Raw genomic sequence first — 17,621 nt, 5'->3', positions numbered from 1 at the left:
AGACGGGCAAGCCGGACCGGGCCTTGGCGGACATAAAAAACCGGCCACGGAGGCCGGTTTCGCTGTGTGAACTGTGAACCTGAGGCTAGCGCAGCACCACGTGCTGGAAGCCCTGTACCAGACTGATGACGGGCTGGGGGTAGATGCCGAGCAATACCACCAGAATGGCTGAGAGCAGCACCACCAGGCCCCCGGAGGAGAAGGCCCAGTCGGCCCTGGCATCGCGCAGTTGCATGCCGGGTTCACGCAGGTAGAGGGTGACCATGACCCGCAGGTAGTAGTAGAGCCCCAGGGCACTGCCGAGCACGATGGCGCCACTGAGCCACCACAGCTTGGCATCGACGGTGACGCCGATGAGGTAGAACTTGCCGATGAAGCCCAGCGTCATGGGGATACCCGCGAGGGAGAGCATCATCACCGTCATCACCGCCGTCAGATAGGGGCGCTTCCAGAACAGACCGCGATAACTGTGCAGGGAGTCCGCATCCTTGCCGCGATAGGGGCTGGACATCATGCTGATGACGCCGAAGGCCCCCAGGCTGGTGAACAGATACATCAGCAGGTAGACACCCGCCGCTTCCACCGGCATCTCGCCGAGGCGGCTTGCCACCACCACTGCCAGCAGATAGCCGAAGTGGGAGATGGAGGAGTAACCCATCATCCGCTTGATGTTGGTCTGGATCAGCGCCAGGAGGTTGCCGACCACGATGGAGAGGACCGCCATGGCCGCCAGCAGCCAGTGGATCATGGGATCCGAGGTGGCGGGTACCGCCAGGTAGAAGCGCAGCAGCACGCAGAACACGGCTATCTTGCTCACGGTGGCGAGGAAGGTGGCCACCGGTGCCGGCGCCCCTTCATAGACGTCCGGGGTCCAGAGGTGGAAGGGGGCGAGGGACAGCTTGAACGCAAAGCCGACCAGCATCAGGCCAAAGCCCCCCATCAGCAGCGGATGGTGAGCCGGGCTCTGGGCCAGGGTCACACCGAGATCGCTGAAGCTCAGGCTTCCGGCCTGGGCGTAGAGCAGTGCCATGCCGAACAGCAGGAAGGCGGTGGCACTGGCGGAGAGCACCATGTACTTGATGCTGGCTTCCAGCGAGTGCCGCTCGCGATAGGCATACCCCACCAGACCGAACATGGGCAGGGTCAGCATCTCTATCCCAATGAAGAGCGAGGCGAGGTGACGGGAGGCTGCCAGCACCAGACCACCGGCGGTGGCGATGAGCAGCAGAAGGTAGAACTCTTCCCGGTTGTCCGGATAGCCCTTGAGCCAGGTGCGACCGAAGGTGCAGGTGGCCAGGGCCCCGATGAGCACCAGCCCCATGTAGAAGACCGCGTAAGCGTCCACTTGCAGCAGGGGAGTGACCCCCTGATCCCCCTGGGCCATCACGATGGGCAGGGAGAAGAGCGCGAGGTTGAGGCCGATGATGGTGACCACGAAGGCGGTGTCGTCACAGCGCTTCCAGGCGATGGCCAGCATCAGGGCCACCATGGCCCCCGTGGTCAGCAACAGTGGCAGCAGGGCCAGCAGTTGAGAAACAGTAAACGTCATGACAGTGCTCCCGACATGGACAAGGAAGGCGAAAGAGAAAGCATCATTGCAGCGCCCCCGTGCCCGGCAGCGCGTACCAGTGCAGCACGCTCAGGAGGCTGCTGCTGGCGGTGTCGAGCACCGGCTGGGGATAAAGACCAAGCAGCACCAAGAGGCCGGCGATGGTCAGCATCATGGTCAGTTCCCGGGTATCCAGCCCCTTGAGCATGCTCTCCTCCTGGGGCGTCCCGAAGCAGGCCCGCTGCAGCATGATGAGGGAGTAGACCGAGGCCAGCACCAGCCCGAAGGTGGCGATGACGGTGATGACGGGGGCCACCTGGAAGCTGCCGATGAGGATCAGGAACTCGCCGACGAAGTTGCCGGTCCCCGGCATCCCGAGGGATGCGACGGAGAAGAACAGCATCACGCCGGGCAGGTAGCGCAGCCGTCCCCAGAGACCACCCATCTGGCGCAGATCCCGGGTGTGCAGACGCTCGTAGAGCTGACCGCACAGAATGAAGAGGCCGGCGGCCGAGAGCCCGTGGGCAATCATCTGTACCACTGCCCCTTGCAGGGCGAGCTCGCTGCCCGAGTAGATAGCGATCATCACGAAGCCCATGTGGGAGATGCTGGTGTAGGCAACCAGCCGTTTGATGTCGGTCTGGGCAAAGGCCAGCAGGGCGCCATAGACGATGCCGATGAGGCCGAGCACCATGGCGTAGGGGGCAAACTCGGCGGACGCCTCGGGGAAGAGCGGCAGGGTAAAGCGCAGCAGGCCGTAGGCCGCGGTTTTCAGCAAGATGCCCGCGAGATCCACGGAGCCTGCGGTGGGCGCCTGGCTATGGGCATCAGGGAGCCAGCCATGGAGCGGCACCAGGGGCATCTTGACCGCGAAGGCGATGAAGAAGCCCAGCATCAGCAGCCACTGTACCGTGCTGCTCATGGGGGTGTTGAGCAGTTCCTGATAGTTGAAGGTGAAGACACCGGTGGCGGCGTGGTGGGTCAGTACCAGGCCCAGGATGGCCACCAGCATGATGAGGCCGCTCGCCTGGGTGTAGATGAAGAACTTGGTGGCGGCGTTGATGCGCGACTTGCCATCGGTGACCGAGTGGCCCCAGAGCGCGATCAGGAAGTACATCGGCACCAGCATCATCTCCCAGAAGAAGAAGAAGAGGAACAGATCCACCGCCATGAAGACGCCGAGCACGCCCCCCAGGATCCACAGCAGGTTGAGGTGGAAGAAGCCGATGCGCTGGACGATCTCCTTCCAAGAACAGAGGATGGCCAGCACGCCGATGAAGCTGGTGAGGATCACCATCAGGAGCGACAGCCCGTCCACGGCGAGGTGCAGGGAGATGCCGAAGCGGGGGATCCAGGGTTGTTGCCACTCGGCTGCCCAGACGGGGAGGCCGGGGTTGGCGAGGGTGAAGTCACCACCGAGCCAGATGGCGCTGGAGAGCACCAGACAGGCGCTCATGGAGGCGAGGGCCACCCAGCGGACAAACTGTCCGCCGAGCCGCTCCATCTGCCAGCAGAGCAAGCCGCCGATGAAGGGAATTAGCAAGATCCAGAGTAAGGTCACGATATCAGCTCTCATCTAGGTTCTAGTCGGGCAGGCGCTGAGCCTGCCACACAATATTGGGCTCATGGATCAGCCGAGCAGCAGCAGGGCCAGGATCAGGGCGGCGCCCATCCCCATGGAGGCCGCGTACCAGCGCAACTTGCCGGAGACGGTCCAGGCCAGCAGCTGATGCCCCCCCTGGGCCAGCACGGCGGGCAGGTTCATCATCCTGTCCAGCGGATCCTTGCCGAGCAGGCGAGTCGCCAGTAGGTAGGGCTTGACCCAAATCAGGTCATAAAGCCAGTCAAAGCCCCAGGCATTGAACCAGAGGAGGGACAGAGCCCGCCCCGGCGCACTCTGTGCGATCCCCTTCGCCAGGCGACGTTCGCCGAGGAAGAGGAAGGCGGCCAGCGCAATGCCTGCCACGGCGATGACGCCTGAGAGGATCTCGAGGCCATGGCGACCCTCCTCGATGTGATCTCCCGGGCCGGCCGGCAGCACTCCTGCCAGCGGAGGCACGATGAGGGCGCCGACGCCGGTGGAGAGCACCAGCAGCACCAGCAGTGGCAGATGGTGGGCAAGGCCCTGTCCGGCGTGAGCCTGGGTCTGCTCCTTGCCGTGGAAGGCGATGAAGATGAGGCGGAAGGTGTAGAGGGAGGTGAGGAAGGCTCCACCCAGACCGGCCCACAGCAGGGCGCTCTGGCCACTGGCCTGCACCTGCCAGAGGATGGCGTCCTTACTGTAGAAACCGGCGGTCACCAGCGGCAGCGCGGCCAGGGCCGAGCCCCCCACCAGGAAGCAGGCGTAGACCAGCGGCAGCGATTTGCGCAGGCCCCCCATCTTGAAGATGTTCTGCTCGTGGTGGGTCGCAACGATGACGGCCCCGGCGGAGAGGAACAGCAGCGCCTTGAAGAAGGCGTGGGTCATCAGGTGGAAGATGGCCCCTTCCCAGGCACCGACCCCCAGGGCCAAGAACATGTAACCAATCTGGCTCATGGTGGAGTAGGCCAGGATCCGCTTGATGTCGGTCTGCACCAGGGCGGCAAAACCGGCCAGCACCAGGGTAATGGCACCAACCAGCGCCACCAGATGGAGGATCTCCGGTGCCAGCAGGAAGAGGCCGTGGGTGCGGGCGATGAGATAGACACCAGCGGTCACCATGGTGGCCGCGTGGATCAGCGCCGAGACCGGGGTCGGGCCCGCCATGGCGTCCGCCAGCCAGGTCTGCAGCGGCAGCTGGGCTGACTTGCCGACCGCGCCGCCGAGCAGCATCAGGCAGGCGAACGACAGGGCAGGGGAGCCTTCTGCGAACATCGCGGGGGCTCGCACCAGCAGCTCGTGAATGTTGAGGGTGCCGAGCTCGCGGTAGAGCACGAAGAGCCCGATGGCGAGGAAGACGTCGCCGACCCGGGTCACCACGAACGCCTTGAGGGCGGCGGCGCCGTTGTTGCGATCCTTGTAGTAGAAGCCGATCAGCAGGTAGCTGCACAGCCCCACCCCTTCCCAGCCCAGGTAGACGAACAGCAGGTCATCGGCCAGCACCAGGAACAGCATGCTGGCGATGAAGAGGTTGGTGTAGGTGAAGAAGCGTGAATACCCCTCTTCCCCGCGCATGTACCAGGAGGCGAACAGGTGGATGAAGAAGCCCACCCCGGTCACGACCCCCAGCATGGTCAGCGACAGCCCGTCCAGAGAGAGACGGAAGGCGGGCTGGAACTCGCCCACCGTCATCCACTGCCACAGGGTCTGGGTATAGACGCCGCCTTCCGGCATGGTATTGAGAAAATCGATGCCGACCCACAGGGTAGTGAGGGCCGAGAGACCGATGCTGCCGACACCGATGAGCGCCGAGGTGCGCTCGCCGAGGCGGCCGAGGGAGAAGGCCAGCAGCAGCCATCCCAGCAGCGGGAACAGGAAAGTCAGATATAGGAGGCTCATCCGCGCATCTCGCTCACAGTGTCCACGTTCAGGGTGTGGTAACGACGATAGAGCAGCAGTAACAGGGCGAGGCCGATACTGGCCTCCGCTGCCGCCAGAGAAATCACCAGTATGTACATGATCTGGCCGTCGGCCTGGGCCCAGCGGCTACCCGCCACCACGAACGCCAGGGCGGACGCGTTCATCATGATTTCGATACTCATGAGGATAAACAACAGGTTGCGGCGTATCAGCAGGCCGCACAGGCCGATGGCAAACAAAATGGCCGCCAGCAGGAGGCCGTGCTCCATGGGAATTCCACTCATCGCCATGCTCCTTGTGCTTGCTGGATGGAAAGGGGGCGGGCTGCCGGCAGCGAGCCATGCATCACCACGGGGATGTCGCTCATTGCTGACCTCCTTCCTGTGTGGTGCGAGGCACGGAGAGCACTTCCCCGCTCTTGTCCTCGCGGCCCAGGTGATAGGCGGTGACCAGACCCGCCAGCAGCAGGATGGAGGCGAGCTCCACCGCCAGCACATAGGGGCCGAACAGGGCGATACCGACTTCCTTGGCGCTGACCTCGGTCAGACCCAGTTCACCGCCGGTCACGCCGAGAATGCCGTGGGCCAGAAAGCCCAGCAAAATGAGGGAGAGCAGGGCCGGGCCACCCCAGGTCATGGGGGTGAGCCACTTCTTCTCCTGATCCTGGGCGCTCCCCAGGTTCAGCATCATCACCACGAACACGAACAGCACCATGATGGCGCCGGCGTAGACGATCACCTGCAGGGCCCCCGCAAAGGCCGCGCCCAGGCAGAAGAAGATCATAGCCACGGCGATGAGGGAGATGATGAGATTGAGCAGCGCATGCATGGGGTTGCTGGTGCTGATCACCCGCAGCGTGCTGTAAACGGCGACCAGGGCCGCGGCATAGAATGCCAGTTCCATGATTGACTCCTAGGGCAGCAGGCTCTTGACATCGATGGGCTTGGCTTCGTTCTCGGCATCCCCTTTGGGTTTGCCGTCGATGGCCATCCCGCTCATGCGGTAGAAGTTGTAGTCCGGGTATTTGCCGGGGCCGCTTATCAGCAGATCTTCCTTCTCGTACACCAGATCCTGGCGACGATACTCCCCCATCTCGAAATCCGGCGTCAGCTGGATGGCGGTGGTGGGGCAGGCCTCCTCGCACAGGCCGCAGAAGATGCAGCGGGAGAAGTTGATGCGAAAGAACTCCGGGTACCAGCGGCCATCTTCCCGCTCCGACTTCTGCAAGGAGATGCAACCGACCGGGCAGGCAACAGCACACAGGTTGCACGCCACGCAGCGTTCGTCGCCGTCAGGATCCCGGGTCAGTACGATGCGACCGCGAAAGCGGGGGGCGGCGTAGACCGGCTGCTCCGGGTAGCTCAGGGTTTCACGGGGGCGCCAGGCATGGGAGAAGACCATCCCAAGACTGCGCAACTGGGTGCCAACACCCTTGATAATGCTCGTAATTTTCATAGGTGCCTCACTGCACATTTATCAGCACTGGCGTCTGGGCGTTTCCTTGCCGCAGACGGCCGAATCATCGTCATGTCCATTTCGTTTTGCTCACGCATTCATCAGCACCACGGCAGCGGTGACCAGCATGTTGAGCAGGGTCAGGGGCAGGCACACTTTCCAGCCAAAGGACATCACCTGGTCGAAGCGCGGGCGGGGCAGGGAGGCCCGCAGCAGGATGAAGAACACCATGAAACAGGCGGTCTTCAGGGCGAACCAGATGAAGGGCGGCAGCCAGGGGCCGTGCCAGCCACCGAAGAAGAGGGTCACGATGAGGGAAGAGATCAGCACGATGCCGATGTACTCCCCCACGAAGAAGAGACCCCACTTCATGCCCGCGTACTCGATGTGATAACCGTCGGCGAGCTCCTGCTCGGCCTCCGGCTGGTCAAACGGGTGGCGGTGGGTGACGGCGACCCCGGCAAACAGGAAGGTGACGAAGCCCAGGATCTGGGGGATCACGTTCCACATGCCGGCCTGGGCCTCGACGATGTCACGCAGGTTGAAGCTGCCGGTCTGGATGACGATGCCCATGAGCGAGAGGCCAAGGAACACCTCGTAGGAGAGGGTCTGGGCCGAGGCGCGCAGGCTGCCGAGCAGGGAGTACTTGTTGTTGCTCGACCAGCCGGCGAATAGCACGGCATAGACCGCCAGCCCGGCGATCGCCAGGATATAGAGCAGCCCCACGTTGAGATCCGCCACGCCCCAGGTGGGGGTGATGGGCACCACCGCAAACGCCAGGATGAAGGCGGTGAAGGCGATGATGGGGGCCAGCACGAAGATCCGGCGATCCGCAAAGGGCGGGATCCAGTCCTCCTTGAAGAACATCTTGACCATGTCGGCGGCCAGTTGCAGCAGGCCGAAGGGGCCAACCCGGTTGGGGCCGTAACGGTCCTGCCACAGTGCTAGCAGGCGGCGCTCGATGAAGCTCATGAAGGCGCCAGCCCCCACGATCCCCACGAGCACGACCAGGGCCTTGCCGACCTCGATCAGCAGATCCATCAGAGAGTCGCTCATGCGATGACCTCCTGCAGGTTATCGATCAGGGCGTGGTGCAGGGCGGTCGGCAGGCCGTTCACCCCGAGTGGCAACCCTGCCAGGCCCGGAGTCAGCGCATCGCTCAGGCGAAGACGCAGACGCCAGTGGTTGCCACCCCAGGAGAAGGCCACCAGCGCGTCAGGGGACAGTGCCAGGCGCGCGGCATCCGCCGGGTTCAGTACCAGGGTGGGTTCCCCCATGCGAGCCTGGATGACCGGGCTTCTGGCGGAGAGCTCCTCGCCACCGAACAGCTGGTCATAGCTCACCACCTGCAGGGATGCGGCGGGCTGGAAGGGGGCCGGGATGGCGCCAAACCAGCCCAGGTTGCCTTCGCCCGGCTCCAGCAGGCGGCGACCGGGATCCCCGGCACGCAGGTTGCCACCCACCTCGTCCTGGAACTTGTTCCAGGCGGAGGGGGAGTTCCAGCCCGGCGCCCAGGCAAACGGTACCTGGGAGAGGGGCTGGCGGGCTCCGGCGTAGCCTTCCATGGAGAAGGCGAACGGCGAATCGGGATCCTGGGCGACTCTGGGCTCGCTCACGTTCTGGTTCGCCAGCATGGAGGTGCGACCACTGTAGCGGTGCGGCTCCCGGGCGAGCTTCATGCCGCGAATGCGCAGGCCAGCGTTGGGTGCAGCTTCACCCATGGTGGTGAGCAGCGGGGCGCTGGCGGCACAATCGCGACTCACATCGTCGAAGGTGCTCCAGCGAACCGAACGCGGTTGCTGGCTCCCTTGCAGGGCATCCAGCCAGCGCCAGCTTTCGCGCACCTGGATATCGGCGTTGTAGAAGGCGGGAGCATAGACCTGGAAGAAGCGCTGGGCGCGGCCTTCCATGTTGACCAGGGTGCCATCGCCTTCGGCAAAACTGGCGGCAGGCAGCACCAGATCCGCCTTCTTCGCGGTGGCCGTCTCCTGATGGTCGATGACCAGCAGGTGTTGCAGGCGATCCAGGGCGGCGTCCACTCGGCTGCGGGGGGCTCGGCGGTAGAGGTCGTTCTCAAGAACGACCAGGGCAAGCCTCTCTTCCCCTTCCATGCGCTCGAGGGCTGCCTCCAGCGGGGCGGCATGCCGGGCCAGCATGGCCAGCCCCAGGCTGTTGGCTTCCTGAGCCACCAGGGCAAGCTCCGCGGCCTGGCCACGGCCCTTGAGGGCGCGGGCGATGTTGCTGGCCGCTTCGATCAGCGCCTCGTTGCGGGCACCATTGCCTGCGATGATGAGGGGCTTTTTGGCGTTGCCAAGCAGGTCGGCCCATTGGGCGGCGAGGGCCTGCTGTTCGGGGGAGAGATCCGTTGGTGCCGGTGCACTGGCGTCCAGCAGGTGGGCGATGGCAAACCCGAGGCGTGCCTGATCCGCGTGGGGGGCGTGCAGGGTGCTGCTCGCCACGTCATCCAGGCGGGTGGCATCCAGACTGGTGATGAGCAAGGGGTAGCGCTGGTTCTGGGCCAGGGTCTGCACGGCAGCGACCTGCCAGAGATCCACCTTCAGCTTGCGGGCAATTTCGCGCCCCTTGCCTTTCACCGCCTGGCGCAGGGCCAGGGCGATGCGGGCGGCGGTCTGGGTGACGTCTTCCCCGAGCACCAGCACGGCGTCGGCCTCTTCCATGTCGCGCAGGCTGGGAGTGCGCACGCCGCCGTGCTCCAGAATGTCCAGCATCTTCTGCAGGCATTCCCATTCGCTCTGCTCGACCCCGGAGTAGAAGTTGGCGGCCCCCACCAGTTCGCGCAGGGCGAAGTTGCTCTCCAAGGAGGCGCGGGGTGAGCCGATGCCGATGACGCCGCTGGCGGTGCGCAGCGCATCCGCGGCCCGGTTCAGGGCGCCATCCACCGTGATGGCCAGCTTGTCGCCGCCATCCTGCAGCAGGGGTTGGCGCGGGCGGTCGGTCAGATTGACGTGACCGTAGCCGAAGCGGCCGCGATCGCAGAGGAAATAGTGGTTCAGGGCGCCGTGGAAACGGTTCTCGATGCGGCGCAGCTCGCCGTAGCGCTCACCCGGGCTGATGTTGCAGCCGACCGAGCACCCCTGGCAGATGCTGGGGGCGAACTGCATGTCCCACTTGCGGTTGTAACGCTCGGAGTGGGTCTTGTCGGTGAAGACGCCGGTGGGACAGACCTCCACCAGGTTGCCGGAGAATTCGCTCTCCAGAGTGCCATCCTCGACCCGGCCGAAGTAGACGTTGTCGTGGGCGCCATAGACCCCGAGATCCTCGCCGCCGGCGTAATCCTTGTAGTAGCGCACGCAGCGGTAGCAGGCGATGCAGCGGTTCATCTCGTGGTTGATGAAGGGGCCCAGATCCTGGTTCTGGTGGGTGCGCTTGGTGAAACGGTAGCGGCGGCTGTTGTGGCCGGTCATTACCGTCATGTCCTGCAGGTGGCAGGCGCCGCCCTCTTCACACACCGGGCAGTCGTGGGGGTGGTTGGTCATCTGCCACTCCACCACCGTCTTGCGAAACTCCTTCGCCTCTTCGTCCTCGATGGAGATATAGGTGCCATCGGTGGAGGGGGTCATGCAGGACATGACCAGGCGGCCGCGCTTGTCGTCGGCATTCTGATACTGTTTGACCGCGCACTGGCGGCAGGCACCGACGCTACCCAGCGCCGGGTGCCAGCAAAAATAGGGGACGTCCAGACCCAGCGACAGACAGGCTTGCAGCAGGTTGTCTGCCCCGTCTACCTCGTACTCTTTACCGTCTACATGAATGGTTGCCATACAACTTCCCTGAAACCTGTTTTGTGAAATCGGCTATTGCCCGATGCGTCCTGGCGCTTACCAGCGCTCGCCCAGCAGGTTGGGCTGGATACCCTTGAACCGCTTGTGATTGTCATGGGGGGCCTTGACCCCGGCCTCGAATTCGGAGCGGAAGTACTTCATCGCACTGCCAAGGGGCTCGACAGCGCCGGGGGCATGGGCACAGAAGGTCTTGCCCGGGCCCAGGAAACTGACGAGTTGTTCCAGGGTCGCGAGATCCTCGGGTTGGCCCTCGCCCCGCTCCAGCGCCCGCAGGATCTTGACGCTCCAGGGCAGGCCGTCGCGGCAGGGGGTGCACCAGCCGCAGGATTCGCGGGCAAAGAACTCCTCCATGTTGCGCAGCAGGGAGACCATGTTGATGCTGTCATCCACCGCCATGGCAAGACCCGTACCCATGCGGGTGCCCACCTTGCCGATGCCGCCTGCATACATCTGGGCATCCAGGTGCTCGGGCAGCAGGAAGCCGGTGCCGGCGCCGCCCGGTTGCCAGGTTTTCAGGCGATAGCCGGGCTTCATGCCGCCGGCGTAGTTTTCGAACAGCTCGCGGGCGGTGATGCCAAAGGGCAGCTCCCACAGGCCGGGATTGTTGACCTTGCCGGAAAAGCCCATCAGCTTGGTGCCGTGATCTTCCGAACCCGGCAGTGCCAGCCCCTGATACCAGGCCACACCGTTGCCGATGATGGCGGGCACGTTGCACAGGGTTTCGACGTTGTTGACGCAGGTCGGCTTGCCCCAGACGCCGGAGACGGCGGGGAAGGGGGGTTTGGCCCGCGGGTTGGCGCGCCGTCCTTCTAGGGAGTTGATGAGGGCCGTCTCTTCGCCGCAGATGTAGCGACCTGCGCCGGTGTGGACGAACAGCTCGAAGTCAAAGCCCGAGCCCAGGATGTTCTTGCCAAGGAGCCCCGCGGCCTTGGCCTCTTCCACGGCGCGGCGCAGGTGGATGGCGGCATCCACGTACTCGCCGCGCAGGAAGATGTAGCCGCGATAGGCCTTGAGAGCCCGGGCACTGATGATCATCCCCTCGATCAGCAGGTGGGGCAGCTGCTCCATCAGCATGCGGTCTTTGTAGGTATTGGGCTCCATCTCGTCGGCGTTGCAGAGCAGGTAACGGATGTTCATGCTCTCGTCTTTGGGCATCAGGCCCCACTTCACGCCGGTGGAGAAACCGGCGCCGCCGCGTCCCTTGAGGCCGGCATCCTTGACGGTGCTGACGATGTCATCCGGGCTCATCTGGCCAAGCGCCTTGCGGGCGGCCTCATAGCCCTGTTTTGCCTGGTACTCCTCGAGCCACACCGGCTGGCCGTCGTCCCGCAGGCGCCAGGTGAGAGGGTGAGTCTCGGCGGTGCGGGGGATGCGATTGGCGGTGCCGAGGGAGGCAAGCGCCTTGCCTGGCTGAATGCTCATGGGTAAGCCTCCAGGGTTTTCAGCAGGCTGACGGCATCGAGTCCGCCATAGGTATCGTCATCGATCATGATGGCCGGCCCCTTGTCGCAGTTGCCGAGGCAGCAGACGGGCAACAGGGTGAAGCGGCCATCCGGGGAAGTCTGACCGGGGGCCAGATTGACGACCTCTTTCAGACCGGCAAGCAACTGCTCGTGGCCGTTGATGTAGCAGACCATGCTGTCGCAGACACGGATGATGTGACGACCCACCGGCTGGCGGAAGATCTGGCTGTAGAAGGTGGCGACCCCTTCCACGTCGCTGGCGGGGATGCCGAGCTCGGCGCCGATGGCGTGAATGGCGCCGTCAGGCACCCAGCCACGGGCCTGTTGCACTATCTTGAGCGCTTCGATGCTGGCTGCACGGGGATCTTCGTAGTGGTGTTTCTCGTGTTCGATGGCATCGCGCTCAGCCTGGCTCAGGACGAAATCTCCCTGCTGGCTGCTGCATGCCCCTTGCCCTTGTGGGGTCTGGTTATTGTGACACTGACATTGGCTCATGACTTGACCTTTTGTGGCTTGTCCCTTTACTGCGCGTCTTGCCCTTCGCCCCGGCTGCCGGGGCGAGAGGACTCAACGATCCACATCTGACATAACGAAATCGATACTGCCCAGGTAGACGATAAGATCCGACACCATCTGGCCGCGGATCACCGAGGGGATCTGCTGCAGGTGAGCAAAGCTCGGGGTGCGGATCCGGGTCCGGTAGCTCATGGTGGATCCGTCGCTGGTCAGGTAATAGCTGTTGACCCCCTTGGTCGCCTCTATCATCTGGAAGGACTCGGCGGCCGGCATGACAGGCCCCCAGGAGACTTGAAGGAAGTGGGTGATCAGGGTTTCGATGTCCTGCAGGGTGCGCTCTTTGGGCGGTGGCGTGGTGAGCGGGTGATCCGCCTTGAAGGGGCCCTCAGGCATGTTTTTCATGCACTGCTCGATAATGGACAGGCTCTGGCGGATCTCCTCGATGCGCACGGTGGCGCGGTCGTAGGCGTCCCCGTTGCTGCCCACCGGCACCTCGAACTCGAACTGATCGTAACCGGAATAGGGGCGCCATTTGCGCACGTCAAAGTTGAGCCCCGTGGCCCGCAGACCGCCCCCCGTGGTGCCCCAGGCCAGGGCCTGGGCCGTGTTGTAGGCGGCGACGCCTATGGTGCGGCCCCGCAGTATGCTGTTGCGCATGGCCGCCTTTTCATACTCCATCAACCGCTTGGGCAGCCAGCTCAACAGGTTGTCCTGGATGAGGCGGGTCCAGCCGGCAGGCAGATCGTGGGCCACGCCGCCGATACGGAACCAGGCCGGGTGCATGCGGGCTCCGGTGATGGCTTCAATGATGGTGTAAATCCGCTGCCGGTCGGTGAAGGTGAAGAAGACCGGGGTCATGGCGCCCACGTCCTGAATGTAGGTGCCAAGGAACAGCAGGTGGCTCTGGATGCGGAACAGCTCCGCCATCATCACCCGGATCATGTCGACCCGCGCCGGCACCTTGATGCCGGCCAGCTTCTCGACCGCCAGCACATAGGGCAGGTTGTTCATCACGCCGCCCAGGTATTCGACCCGGTCGGTGTAGGGGATGTAGCTGTGCCAGGACTGGCGCTCGCCCATCTTCTCGGCGCCGCGGTGGTGATAGCCGATGTCGGGCACGCAGTCGCGGATCTCTTCCCCGTCGAGTTGCAGCACCAGGCGGAAGGCGCCGTGGGCGGAGGGGTGGTTCGGCCCGAGGTTCAGGAACATGTAGTCCTCGTTCTCGTTGCCGCGGGCCATGCCCCACTCTTCCGGCTTGAACAGCAGGTTGTCCTGCTCCTGATCCTGCTTGACCGCATCGAGCATGAAGGGATCAAACTCGGTGGCGCGCGCCGGGTAGTCCTTGCGCAGGGGGTGCCCTTGCCAGCTCTTGGGCATCATGATGCGGGTCAGATGGGGGTGGCCATCGAAGGTGATCCCCATCAGATCCCACACTTCCCGCTCGTACCAGTTGGCGTTGGGGAAGTGGCGGCTGACGGTGGGCAGATGGAGATCGCTCTCCTTGAGCGCCACTTTCAGCATCACGTCGGCGTTACGGTCGATGGAGATGAGGTGATAGAAGACGGTAAAGTCGCTCTCCGGCAGGCCGTGGCGATGGCTGCGCATCCGTTCGTCGATGGCGCTGAGATCGAACAGCATCACGAAGGGGGAGGGCTGCTTTTGCAAGAAGCCCATCACGTCCAGCAGCAGATCCCGGGAGAGCCAGATGACCGGCACGCCGGTACGGGTGCTCTGCACGGTGAAGCGCTCGGCACCGAAGTGGGCGAACAGCTCGCCGACCACCTGGGCATCGGCGTGATCGGCGGTTTGCCACTGTGCCATGGTGTAATTGCTTGGGAATTCTCGAGTCAGTTTCATGATCAGATCTCATCCGGCGTGCGCAGGTTGGTCACGTTGATCCGCTCGCCGCGCTTGCGTTCCTTCTCGGATTGCATCTGGGGACGGTAGATCCCCTGATCCCCCACCACCCAGGAGAGGGGGCGGCGTTCCTTGCCGATGGACTCCTGCAGCAGCATCAGGGCTTGCAGGAAGGCCTCGGGGCGGGGCGGGCAGCCCGGAATGTAGACATCGACCGGCAGGAACTTGTCCACCCCCTGTACCACGGAGTAGATGTCATACATGCCGCCGGAGTTGGCGCAGGCCCCCATGGAGATGACCCACTTGGGCTCGAGCAACTGCTCATAGAGCCGCTGGATGACAGGGGCCATCTTGATGAAGGGGGTGCCGGCAATCACCATGAAGTCGGCCTGACGGGGGGAGGCTCGTATGACCTCAGCACCGAAGCGAGCCACGTCGTGGGGAGAGGTGAAGGCGGTACACATCTCCACGTAGCAGCAGGAGATGCCGAAGTTGTAGGGCCAGAGGGAGTTCTTGCGGCCCCAGTTGACGGTGTCTTGCAGCACCTCTTCGAGGCGCCCGATCATGATGCCGCGGGTCGCTTGCTGCGCCAGTGGATCATCGACGGTCTGGCGCTGTTCCTGGGGGTAGCGCTCAACGGGCGCATCCGGGTCAATCCGGGTCAGGGTGTACTTCATGGTGCAACCTCAAAGAGATAATCGGTAGTTCAGTCTGGTTTCTTGTCAGTCAGGACACGCTTTTTCGGGGCCCAGTCGAGGGCACCAATGCGCCACAGGTAGAGGAGGCCTACCAGCAGCAGGGTGATGAAGATGGTGGCTTCGATGAAGCCGACCCAGCCGCTCTCCCGAACGGAGACGGACCAGGCAAAGAGATAGAGGGCTTCGACATCGAAGATGACGAAGAACATGGCGACCAGGTAGAACTTGGCGGAGAAGCGCAGGCGGGCGTTACCGACGGAATCCACCCCGGATTCGAAGGGTTTGTTCTTGGCACGGCCATAGGCGCGCCCCCCCAGCAAGGCCGCCAGGCCTATCATGGTCAAGCAGATACATATGGCGCCAATGACATAGACAGCAAAAGCCCAGTGCTGGACGGCAATATCAGCAAACATATAGGTTTTTCCCTAACCAAATTAATCATGTGACTTAACAATGATGTTACGTAGTATGCCACTTTCGTACTGATTTACATGTCATTTCAAAGGATTAATTATTAATCAACGGGATGAAAATTGTGTTTTGCTAGCGGGGTCAACTTTCTCGTTTGAGAATTGTTTTCAATCGTTTTTATGTAGCAGAAAAAAACCGGATAGTTTGAAAATCCGGTGGATGGCAGGAAACAAAAGACCCCGCATGGCGGGGTCTGTTTCAGGGTTGGAGAACGGGGAGGCTCTGCTCTGCCGCCTTGCCCTGGGAGAGCACGATCTCCACCCGGCGGTTGGCCTGGCGGTGAGCCGGGGTATCGTTCGGATAACGGGGTTGGGTATCCGCCACCCCCTGGGCGATCAGCCGTCGTGAATCCAGTTTGGGGTTGGTCAGCAGGGTGTGGGTGATGGTGGCTGCCCGCAGCACCGACAGCTCCCAGTTGTTGCGATAGAGCTCCACCGGCGCCTGGGAGTTGTCGGTGTGACCGGTGACCACCACCATGCCGGGGATGTCTGCCAGTACGTCCGAGACCTTGTTGACCAGGGGAATGAACTGGGGCTGCAAGAAGGCGGAGTCGGCGGGGAACAAGGTCTTTTCGCCGATGCGGATGACCAGTTGGCTGCCAAGCTGCTCCACCTCGATCTCCTTGGACTCGATTTGGCTCTTGAGCTGCTGATCCAGCTTCTGCTTGGTGACCGTGACCCAATCCTGCTCCTTGGTCTTGTGGGGCCAGGACTCCGTGGCCGTAGGTTTCTCCGAGGAGCCGATGGTCTCGTTGAAAGGGTCGGCCGCCGCTGCGGGCGTCTGGGTATCCAGCACCTGCTCTTTCTGGGAGGTATTGGGGGTGGTCTTGGACTCGGGTTCCAGTATGCCTGTGCCCCCCTGCATCACGGGGGAGCCGGCGGGAAGGGAGACCAGCCCTATCTTGCCAAGAGATTCGATAAAGCCCTGAATGAGCACGCGAGTCTCCGACTGCTTGGCCATGGCGAAGGAGTAGAGCACCACGAACAGGGCGAACAGCAGTGTCATGAAGTCGGCGTAGGAGACCAGCCAGCGTTCGTGGTTCTCCGGCGCCTCAGCCTTTTTCTTTTTCGCCACTGTGGCCTCCGAGGTAAGGCTCAAGGGTCACTTGCAGCCGTTGCTGTGACTCGCCGTCCACGATGCAGAGGATGCCGGTGAGGGTCATCTCCTTGTAGTGGCGGATCTGGTGGGCAAACGACTTGTAGCGGTTGCCGAAGGGCAGGAAGATGAGGTTGGCGGCCGACACCCCGTAGATGGTGGCGATAAAGGCCACCGCGATGGCGCCCCCCAGCTTGTCGGGGGCATCCAGCAGGCCCATGGCGTGAATGAGACCAAATACGGCCCCGACGATCCCCATGGTCGGGCAGTAGCCCCCCATGGCCTCGTAGAATTTGACGGTCTGTTCGATATCTTCCTGCTCGAACTCGATCTCGTTTTCCAGTACCTCGTGGATCTTGGTCTTCTCGTAGCCATCGACCATCATCTGTACCCCTTTTTGCAGGAAGGGATCCTTGATGTCGTCGATCATGCCCTCCAGTGCCAGCATGCCACTGCGCCGTGCATTGCCCGCCAGGGTTTCAAGCAGTTGGGCCTGCTCCAGCATGTCGAGGCGCAGGGGAGTGATGAGCCACTTGAAGCGCTTGAGGGTTTTACCAACCACGGAGAAAGGAAACTGGGTCAGTGCGGCACCGACGGTACCGCCGATCACGATGAGAAAGGCGGGCAGATCGAGCAGGGCGCTGGGGTGCCCCCCTTCTATCATGTTGCCACCTAGGGAAGGTGCGAATAAGTCATATGGCACGAGAGCATTTACTGGTAACCCATTGATATTAAATGACTAAAATTTTCATTTTTTGTTCGTGGGATACTTGTTCGCACTTTCCCTAGAATGGCTGCCAGGGCCAGCAGCAAGCCAATAAGACTCATTTGTCCATATCCCTATGCGATGTGTGAGGCTAGTGTAGCCATTTAACTATCAGTTTTTCAAAACGATATCCAATCGGTGAGCAATATCCGAGAGGTTGCGCAGACCCGGTAGTGTCCGGTGGCATCGGCCTGTGCCGCCTGATCTGTAGAGCAGGTTGACGGTGCCGGCATGGCAGGACGAGGCAGTTATCCAGGTGATATCACAATATACTGTGCTTTTCTTGAGAGATTATTGGTCATCTATATCGTCACTTTCTCTTTGCTTGGCGTAATAAGCTGTCAACGAGAGAGGGCTGGCTGCCCTCGGGGCATATCCCCTGTCGGCAGAGAGCAGAGAGCAGCGAGGCGGAAGGGATGGGATTGGCTGGGCGGCACTCGGCCAGGTAT

The 17,621-nt window shown here is 62.8% G+C and carries 15 protein-coding genes; all 15 read right to left on the bottom strand.

Annotation, left to right across the window (positions count from 1 at the left end):
- Window positions 1-85: 85 nt before the first annotated feature.
- The 15 genes from nuoN to J9893_RS18310 all read right to left on the bottom strand — a co-directional run bounded on the left by nuoN (window position 86) and on the right by J9893_RS18310 (window position 17,070).
- Complete coding sequence (gene nuoN, locus J9893_RS18380) at window positions 86-1,549, bottom strand: NADH-quinone oxidoreductase subunit NuoN (RefSeq protein ID WP_210600104.1); 1,464 nt, start codon at window positions 1,547-1,549, stop codon at window positions 86-88.
- Between the two features lie 43 nt (window positions 1,550-1,592).
- Window positions 1,593-3,110, bottom strand: a complete 1,518-nt coding sequence (gene nuoM, locus J9893_RS18375) for an NADH-quinone oxidoreductase subunit M (RefSeq protein WP_201997010.1) — start codon at window positions 3,108-3,110, stop codon at window positions 1,593-1,595.
- 69 nt (window positions 3,111-3,179) lie between these two features.
- The gene (nuoL, locus tag J9893_RS18370) at window positions 3,180-5,027 is read right to left on the bottom strand and encodes an NADH-quinone oxidoreductase subunit L (RefSeq protein ID WP_210600105.1); all 1,848 of its coding nucleotides are present in this window, start codon (window positions 5,025-5,027) and stop codon (window positions 3,180-3,182) included.
- Complete coding sequence (gene nuoK / locus J9893_RS18365; RefSeq protein ID WP_010675036.1) at window positions 5,024-5,332, bottom strand: NADH-quinone oxidoreductase subunit NuoK; 309 nt, start codon at window positions 5,330-5,332, stop codon at window positions 5,024-5,026. The genes nuoL and nuoK overlap by 4 nt, the downstream gene beginning before the upstream one ends.
- Before the next feature lie 79 nt (window positions 5,333-5,411).
- A complete protein-coding gene (gene nuoJ, locus J9893_RS18360) occupies window positions 5,412-5,951 on the bottom strand; it encodes an NADH-quinone oxidoreductase subunit J (protein ID WP_010675035.1) in 540 nt (179 codons plus the stop codon).
- A 9-nt stretch (window positions 5,952-5,960) separates the two neighbouring features.
- On the bottom strand, window positions 5,961-6,503 hold the full coding sequence (gene nuoI, locus J9893_RS18355; RefSeq protein WP_010675034.1) for an NADH-quinone oxidoreductase subunit NuoI: 543 nt from the start codon (window positions 6,501-6,503) through the stop codon (window positions 5,961-5,963).
- A gap of 90 nt (window positions 6,504-6,593) precedes the next feature.
- Window positions 6,594-7,559 carry an NADH-quinone oxidoreductase subunit NuoH gene (nuoH, locus tag J9893_RS18350; RefSeq protein ID WP_010675033.1) on the bottom strand — a complete coding sequence of 322 codons (966 nt, stop codon included), beginning with the start codon at window positions 7,557-7,559 and terminating at the stop codon, window positions 6,594-6,596.
- Window positions 7,556-10,285: an NADH-quinone oxidoreductase subunit NuoG gene (gene nuoG, locus J9893_RS18345; RefSeq protein WP_210600106.1), complete on the bottom strand. Its 2,730-nt coding sequence runs from the start codon at window positions 10,283-10,285 to the stop codon at window positions 7,556-7,558. Before nuoG ends, nuoH begins: the two co-directional genes overlap by 4 nt.
- A gap of 57 nt (window positions 10,286-10,342) precedes the next feature.
- Window positions 10,343-11,728, bottom strand: coding sequence for an NADH-quinone oxidoreductase subunit NuoF (gene nuoF / locus J9893_RS18340; protein WP_210600107.1), 1,386 nt, complete (start codon window positions 11,726-11,728; stop codon window positions 10,343-10,345).
- A complete protein-coding gene (gene nuoE, locus J9893_RS18335) occupies window positions 11,725-12,264 on the bottom strand; it encodes an NADH-quinone oxidoreductase subunit NuoE (protein WP_010675030.1) in 540 nt (179 codons plus the stop codon). Before nuoE ends, nuoF begins: the two co-directional genes overlap by 4 nt.
- A gap of 72 nt (window positions 12,265-12,336) precedes the next feature.
- Window positions 12,337-14,106 carry an NADH-quinone oxidoreductase subunit C/D gene (gene nuoC / locus J9893_RS18330; protein WP_210600108.1) on the bottom strand — a complete coding sequence of 590 codons (1,770 nt, stop codon included), beginning with the start codon at window positions 14,104-14,106 and terminating at the stop codon, window positions 12,337-12,339.
- A 38-nt stretch (window positions 14,107-14,144) separates the two neighbouring features.
- Window positions 14,145-14,819 carry an NADH-quinone oxidoreductase subunit B gene (locus J9893_RS18325; RefSeq protein ID WP_010675028.1) on the bottom strand — a complete coding sequence of 225 codons (675 nt, stop codon included), beginning with the start codon at window positions 14,817-14,819 and terminating at the stop codon, window positions 14,145-14,147.
- 29 nt (window positions 14,820-14,848) lie between these two features.
- A complete protein-coding gene (locus tag J9893_RS18320) occupies window positions 14,849-15,253 on the bottom strand; it encodes an NADH-quinone oxidoreductase subunit A (protein ID WP_039038710.1) in 405 nt (134 codons plus the stop codon).
- Window positions 15,254-15,509: 256 nt separating this feature from the next.
- Window positions 15,510-16,385: a flagellar motor protein MotB gene (locus J9893_RS18315; RefSeq protein ID WP_010675026.1), complete on the bottom strand. Its 876-nt coding sequence runs from the start codon at window positions 16,383-16,385 to the stop codon at window positions 15,510-15,512.
- The gene (locus J9893_RS18310; protein WP_210600109.1) at window positions 16,363-17,070 is read right to left on the bottom strand and encodes a flagellar motor protein; all 708 of its coding nucleotides are present in this window, start codon (window positions 17,068-17,070) and stop codon (window positions 16,363-16,365) included. The genes J9893_RS18315 and J9893_RS18310 overlap by 23 nt, the downstream gene beginning before the upstream one ends.
- Window positions 17,071-17,621: the final 551 nt, after the last annotated feature.

Origin of the sequence: Aeromonas sp. MaB10011B, assembly GCF_017939325.1 — a bacterium.
In the GTDB taxonomy this organism is placed as follows: Bacteria; Pseudomonadota; Gammaproteobacteria; order Enterobacterales; family Aeromonadaceae; genus Aeromonas; species Aeromonas caviae.
Note: the sequence above shows the minus strand (reverse complement) of the source record. Positions and strands in the feature narration are given on the sequence as shown.